Raw genomic sequence first — 7,346 nt, 5'->3', positions numbered from 1 at the left:
ACTATCCACTTATGTAACTATCCACTTATGTAACTATCCACTTATGTAACTATCCACTTATGTAACTATCCACTTATGTAACTATCCACTTATGTAACTATCCACTTATGTAACTATCCACTTATGTAACTATCCACTTATGTGACTATCCACTTATGTGACTATTCACTTATGTGACTATCCACTTATGTGACTATGCACTTATGCAGCTATTCACTTATGTGAATAATTGCAGTTTGAATTTGGGTAATACTTATTAAAGTTTTAAAGTGTCAAACTAAGCTGTAATTTTATTTTAAATAATTTTAAAATAAAATTAATACCTACAATTACGCTAGCTCAAATACTTTTATTACTTTGTGACTAATTAGCTAAAAGGTTAATCTATCGTAAGTTATTTATAAAAAAGGCAATTCAAAATGAAAGTAGTGATCTTATCTAGAAACAAAAATTTATATTCTACTAGGCGTTTGAAAGAAGCCGGTGAAGCCCTTGGTCACCAAGTTGACATTATCGATACATTGCACTGCTACATGGACATAACTAGCAACAGGCCTGTGGTTCGGTACAAAGGCGAAGAACTTCCACAATACGATGCAGTAATACCACGTATTGGTGCCTCTATATCTTTTTATGGTACGGCAGTTGTTCGTCAATTTGAAATGACCGGTGCCTTCTGTGTCAATGAGTCTGTTGCTATTAGTCGCTCCAGGGATAAATTACGTTCTATGCAGTTATTATCAAGAAAAGGTATCGGTTTACCAAGAACTGGCTTTGCAAACCGGCCTGACAATATTAAAGATTTAATTAAAAACGTTGGTGGTGCACCTTGCGTAATCAAATTGCTTGAAGGCACACAAGGTATAGGTGTTGTGCTTGCTGAAACGACTAAAACAGCTGAGGCAATCGTTGAAGCCTTTATGGGTCTAAATGCCGATATTTTAATTCAAGAATTTATCAAAGAAGCTGGCGGTGCGGATATTAGATGTTTTGTTGTAGGCGACCGTGTTGTAGCAGCTATGAAACGTCAAGGCGCTGAGGGGGAGTTTAGATCAAACTTGCACAGAGGTGGATCGGCAGTATTAATTAAACTTACACCAGAAGAAAGAGCAACGGCAGTTTCGGCGGCAAACATAATGGGTTTAAACGTATGTGGTGTTGATTTATTGCGTGCCGAACGTGGCCCAGTTGTGATGGAAGTTAATTCGTCACCAGGCCTAGAGGGTATCGAAACTGCGACTAAAAAGGATGTGGCCACTATGATATTCCAGTTTATTGAAAAAAACGCTAAGCCACATCGAAATCGTACACAAGGTAAGGGGTAATTCTGTGGTTGATAGTTTTTCTATTGGTGGAACCGAAATAGCTTTAGGCACACGAGTACAACTTGAATTGCCTGTGGCAAGGTTATATACCGACTCTCAAATGTCTGTTTCTGTTGACGTGATACGTGCAAAAAAGCCAGGTCCCACTATTTTTGTTAGCGCAGCTATTCATGGTGATGAATTAAATGGTATTGAAATTATTCGTCGTTTACTTATATCTAAGTCACTTAAACTCTCAAGAGGCACACTTATTGCGGTGCCTGTAGTAAATGTATATGGAATGCTCAATCAAAGCCGTTATATGCCAGATAGGCGCGACTTAAATAGATGTTTCCCAGGCTCGCCAAAAGGTTCTCTTGCTGGTCGGCTGGCCCATCTTTTTTTAACAGAGGTAGCGAGTAAATGTAATTACGGTATTGACCTACACACAGGTGCGATTAATCGGGGTAACTTACCTCAAATCAGAGCTAATCTTAAGGATGATGAAACTTTATCACTAGCCCATGCTTTTGGCGTTCCTGTTTTACTCAATTCAGACTTACGAGACGGATCATTACGACAATCTGCTTCAGAAAATGGTACTAAAATCCTTCTTTACGAGGCAGGAGAAGCATTAAGATTTGACGAATTGTCTATCAGAATCGGGTTAAGAGGTATTTTTAATGTGCTGTCTGAGCTTGGCATGGTTAGAAGACGAACCAGTTCAAAGAAAAAAACATTACCATTTGTTGCTAACAATAGTGCTTGGGTACGAGCAACTGCTAGCGGTATGGTATTAGACAAGAAACAACTCGGGGACCATGTAGAAAGAGGTGATGCTCTTGCACAAATATGTAGCCCAACAGGTAGTTTCATAGAAATCCTTGAAGCACCTAGAGCGGGGATCATTATTGGCAAACAAAATATCCCATTAGTGCAAGAAGGTGACGCTATGTTTCACGTCGCAAACTTTGAATCACCAGATGAAGTAGCTACAAATATAGACATGATGAATGAAGATATGGCAGAAAAAGTAGAACAAGACGCTTTAGAAAGTCAATTAATAGATGGTTGACGGTCATTAACTATTAAATAAGGGAGCTAATGTTCCCTTATTTATTCGCTTTTATTTTTAATAAGTGTCACTTTCAACCAGTCATGTATTTCCTGTTAAAAGGTAAAACCTGAAACTTAAGTTACATCCAATTTAGCCTAGCTCTGTTTTAGTTATGATTTTTGTCCTAATTATTCACTGTGGATGTTTTTCGCAGTAAAAGTATTTATATGATTTGCTGCAGTACTGGCTTCTTAATTAATCCCCCTACCCCAACTTAATATCAATTAATACAGCAACTAAAACATGGAGAAATTATGATTATCCACAATTTTCTACGTCTAATTATTAATACATTTAGAATTTAAATTTGCACAAACGTAATTAATGGCGTGTTTTGACCAAGGCACTAACACCGTTGGACACTAATCGTTTGTTAGGACGTAGATTTCTTGATCAGCAAGCGTTTGTAGGCACAAATATCGGTAGCGATGGTTTAAGTCAACACGGTGGGATTAACACTTTCGCCTACCTGTGGTGCGTTGGCTAATCCCACCACAGCAAATACTTAAGCCAATTGGCTGGCACTTTCAGGCAGGTTATTTTTTGCATTGATCCAAATGGTTATGGTACCGCTGGCATTAACTTCAATTGAGCTAAGAATTATAGTATCTGGAAATTAAGACTTTTTATGCCACATCGGAACTCATATAGCACCTTACTTTTTCACTACCACTATAGTGGCCGTTACAATCGGAAGTTCAATGATATTGTGGATCCAAGCCGGCCAATCCACTTACCACACAAAATTTACAGTTATCTGCAAAAGCTAGCAATCACACGCAAACCAACTCGACAATACTTGAAGACAGAATTGTCAAGAGCATTAAGATAAAGAGTACAAAAGGCAGTCACAATACCTATCGTAAACATATACATTTCGTATACGAAGATATGGTCGCAGACAATATGAATGAATCTATTTTGATACAATTGATTTAAACATATTCTCAATTAAGAACTATGATACGGTAAAAAATCATTAATTTAACAATTCATTTTAGTGAAAAAACATCAATCACGCTTATTAAATTAGCTTCACTTTCTCAACAATGAAGCAATGACTATCACATGTTGTAACTATTCTTCATTATAAGTGCACGGAGGCATTAAAAATATGACCCAATATTCTAATAGAGTATTAAACGCGATGCGCGCGCCCCTAGTCACACTGGATAAAAATTTAAGGGTAGTCAATGGAAACCATTCCTTTTACAAATTTTTTAAGGTCAAACCTGAAAATACTGTAGGATCTCTCATTTATGAGTTGAACAATAAGCAATGGGATATTCCTGCACTGCGAGAACTGCTAGAGAATATCTTACCGCAGAAGACCAGTTTTAATAATTATCTCATTGAATATGATTTTGCGAATATCGGTCGGCGGATAATGTTATTAAATGCCCGCGAGATTGAAAATTTGGAAGGCAAACAGCATGTTATTTTATTATCTATGGAGGACGTTACAGACAGAGCCGATAAATTAGTTATTGCTAACGAAGAGAAAGATAAACTAGCAGATGAATTGGTCATTGCTAACGAAGAGAAGGACAAACTAGTAGACGAATTAGTGAGTTTCGGTATAGAAAGAGAACGTCTACTACAAAAGATAAAACGTGCAGCCACAATTTTCACTCACTCACATGAGAGCATTATGATAACTGATGCTGATGCGACTATTACAGAAGTTAATCATAGCTTCAATCAGATGACAGGTTACTGTTCTAAAGATGTGGTCGGAGAAAATTCAATCATGGTCCAATCTGGGGACGAGACGCCAGAATTTTTTGCTGAAATGTGGGATTCGCTATTATCAAAAGGCCACTGGCATGGTGAAATATGGTACCGCCGTAAAAGTGGTGATGTCTATCCCGCAAAGACGACTATTACTGCTATGGAGAATGCTAATGGTGTTATTGACCATTACGTTTCATTATCCACCGATATTTCTTCAATGAAGGCACTTCAAGGACAACTGAAACGTCTTATTCATTTCGATGCACTGACTAATTTGCCTAACCGAATATTATTGGCAGACCGACTAAGTCAATCTATGGAGCAATGTCAACCTCACAATCAGTCATTAGCGGTCGCATTTATGGACTTAGATGGCTTCAAAGAGGTCAATGATAAACACGGTCATAATGTGGGAGATGATCTACTCATATCAGTGTCGCATCGTATGAAAGCTGCTTTATGTGAATTTGATACATTGGCACGAATCGGCGGTGATGAATTTATCGCAATAATGGTTAATTTAGACAATCCTGAGGATAGTGCGCCTATACTCGAACGTTTGTTAGAGGCTACTGCTGAGCCATTTACTTTGGGTGGTGCTGTAACTGAAGTTACAGTGAGCATCGGTGTAACACTTTATCCACAAGACGGTTCAGGTGTAGATCAACTAATACGCCATGCTGATCAAGCCATGCATGTGGCTAAGCAAGCAGGTAAAAACCGCTATCGCCTGTTTGATACCGCAAAAAATAATGAAATCAAAATCCAACTAGCAAGTATAGAAAATATTGTTACAGGCTTATCCAATCGCGAGTTTGTTCTTTACTACCAACCTAAGGTCAATATGTCTAACGGGGAAGTAATAGGAGCAGAAGCATTAATTCGCTGGCAGCATCCTGTTCGTGGTTTAGTACCACCATTGGATTTTTTACCGATGATTGAGGGTCAAACAGTTAGCATAGAAATAGGTGAGTGGGTCATACTTAGTGCATTAACACAAATAAGTCAGTGGCAAAGTGAAGGGCTTAATTTACCTATCAGTGTCAATATTAGTGCTTATCAATTACAAGAGGATAACTTTACAAATCGATTAACGTCCTTATTATCATCCCATCCTGAAGTAAACCCGTATTGTTTAGAATTAGAAATACTGGAAACCAGCGCGTTGAATGATATCGACAAAGTATTTGCCACAATGAGTGCATGTAATGAACTTGGTGTGCGCTTTGCTCTAGATGACTTTGGCACCGGGTACTCATCACTTACTTACCTCAGACGCCTTCCGGCAAACTTGATTAAAATCGATCAGACTTTCGTGCGTGACATGCTTGAAGATACGGAGGATTGCGCGATAGTAGAAGGCATAATAGGACTCGCTAAATCATTTCGGCGGGACGTAATAGCTGAAGGAGTAGAAACCATGGATCATGGAACAGTACTATTACAAATGGGTTGTGAATTAGCCCAGGGATATGGGATTGCTCGTCCCATGCCTGCTGGTGAAATTCATAAATGGGTATCTAACTGGAAAGCTGATGATTATTGGCAAGCTTGAATGTTTAGTCGGATCAACTGACATAAAGATAACCACTTAAAGCGTATAAGATCAAAAAGCTTGTTTGAATAACCAAAGGATACTTATTGCCGTCAGTCGAAAGTGTGTTTAATATCGCTATGAACAGTATTATGTTGCTCAAAAATTAAACACCCCAACTTACTATAATGTTCAATCTAGCGTGAGAGTTGACAATTTTCAGACATGCGATTAGGCGCCTACCCACATTATTACTCACACGTGATACGTATGTGTTTAGGAGCTATCTTTAAATTTAGAATGTTAAGTTGATAGAACGTTAGGTAATTTATACAAACTTAACAATCATATGTATGCCAGTGTAATGTTTAATAAGTTGCACGTTTTGATGCAACGCTATCGCTGTTGTTAAACATTAGATCGTTATATTTGTCACCATATCGCTTCATTTCGTGGGAAGTTAGTCATACTAAGGACAGATATAAACTTATAAATGTATCGGTAAAATTTACTAATATTTCTTGTTTGAAACCTCACTATTTTAAAACGCTCGCTACCATTAACAAGCATATGCCACTAAGTTCAAAAATAAGTAGTGCCAAACCAGCTTTAAAAAAATTATTTTTACAAACAGTCTCGACACTAATAATAATTCTGCAGAATATGCAGAGAATATAGAAACCAGTAATAATGAAAACAGCACTTTTGCATATCTGATTAAGATGTCATGACATTAGCTGATTACACTATTAAAATTGAAAAACACTATTCGCAAAAAGTGGGATTTTATACACCTATGGATAGAAAAAGGCAAATGATGGTATCGACGGGCAAATTTATATTGTTTAAACTTGTCCTGAGACAGTGTCCTCACAAATAGATGTTGCAACATTCAACATCTATCATCTTAAAATGGATGTGAATAACGATTATGAAATTTTCAGTGTCTTTTTGCATTTAGAAGTATCAGCAACTGTAACAAACAGCGGACGTCGTATTTGTCATGCTGCTATTATGTCACGCAACTCGGTATCCGTGCAGACATCATTAAGGGCACTGTGCAACTGTTTAATTGTGTAACTGTGTAACAAACAAGCTGACACTGTCAGCTGCACTTTGGGTGAATTTGGTTCTATTTATGATGGTATTTTAAAATTCGAAATTGAACAGATCGGTCTCAGTCAACTAGAAAAGCAAATGACACAAAAATTTTAGCGTTACGCGTATCTCAAATTCGTTGTATAAAGTGTTGTCGAATACGCCACCAGTTCACATACCGCTGCAAGCAATAATAAGTGCTCCTTTAGCTAAGTTGTTAATAGCAAATGAGTTTCTGGGGCAACAGACAAAAATAGATTTGGTATAAGGGCTTTAATAATAGAATGCAATTTTGTGGTAACGTGCTCAATTTATTGACTATCTAGAGATTCAAACCAACATTCATATACTTTAGTCAACTTTAGTGTCATTAGGCAAGTGTATAAATAGTTATCGTTACGATAATCATACAGTTAAAACTATATATAGCTAATGACGTCCAATCAATCGGATCAGTTTCAGATTTATTTAGAATACCACCCTATTTTACTCTGATATTTTTGTAGGTGTTTTTCTGTGGCTGGCAGTATATAAATAATATATATACACCATTCTACTT

General features: G+C 37.3%; 3 protein-coding genes. All 3 read left to right on the top strand.

From position 1 onward, the window contains the following. Positions 1–419: 419 nt before the first annotated feature. A complete protein-coding gene (gene rimK / locus QZ562_RS18035) occupies positions 420–1,325 on the top strand; it encodes a 30S ribosomal protein S6--L-glutamate ligase (protein WP_293763271.1) in 906 nt (301 codons plus the stop codon). Positions 1,326–1,329: 4 nt separating this feature from the next. Then, positions 1,330–2,379, top strand: a complete 1,050-nt coding sequence (locus QZ562_RS18030) for a succinylglutamate desuccinylase/aspartoacylase family protein (protein ID WP_293763268.1) — start codon at positions 1,330–1,332, stop codon at positions 2,377–2,379. Positions 2,380–3,535: 1,156 nt separating this feature from the next. Continuing rightward, a complete protein-coding gene (locus QZ562_RS18025) occupies positions 3,536–5,710 on the top strand; it encodes an EAL domain-containing protein (protein ID WP_293763265.1) in 2,175 nt (724 codons plus the stop codon). The last annotated feature ends 1,636 nt before the right edge of the window (positions 5,711–7,346 follow it).

The organism is uncultured Paraglaciecola sp., assembly GCF_913058035.1.
Classification (GTDB): Bacteria; Pseudomonadota; Gammaproteobacteria; order Enterobacterales; family Alteromonadaceae; genus Paraglaciecola.
This window is presented reverse-complemented; position numbering and strand designations above follow the sequence as displayed.

Coding starts and splice junctions, on each gene's coding strand:
- rimK (WP_293763271.1), top strand. CDS start 420: ATGAAAGTAGTGATCTTATCTAGAAACAAAAATTTATATTCTACTAGG.
- QZ562_RS18025 (WP_293763265.1), top strand. CDS start 3,536: ATGACCCAATATTCTAATAGAGTATTAAACGCGATGCGCGCGCCCCTA.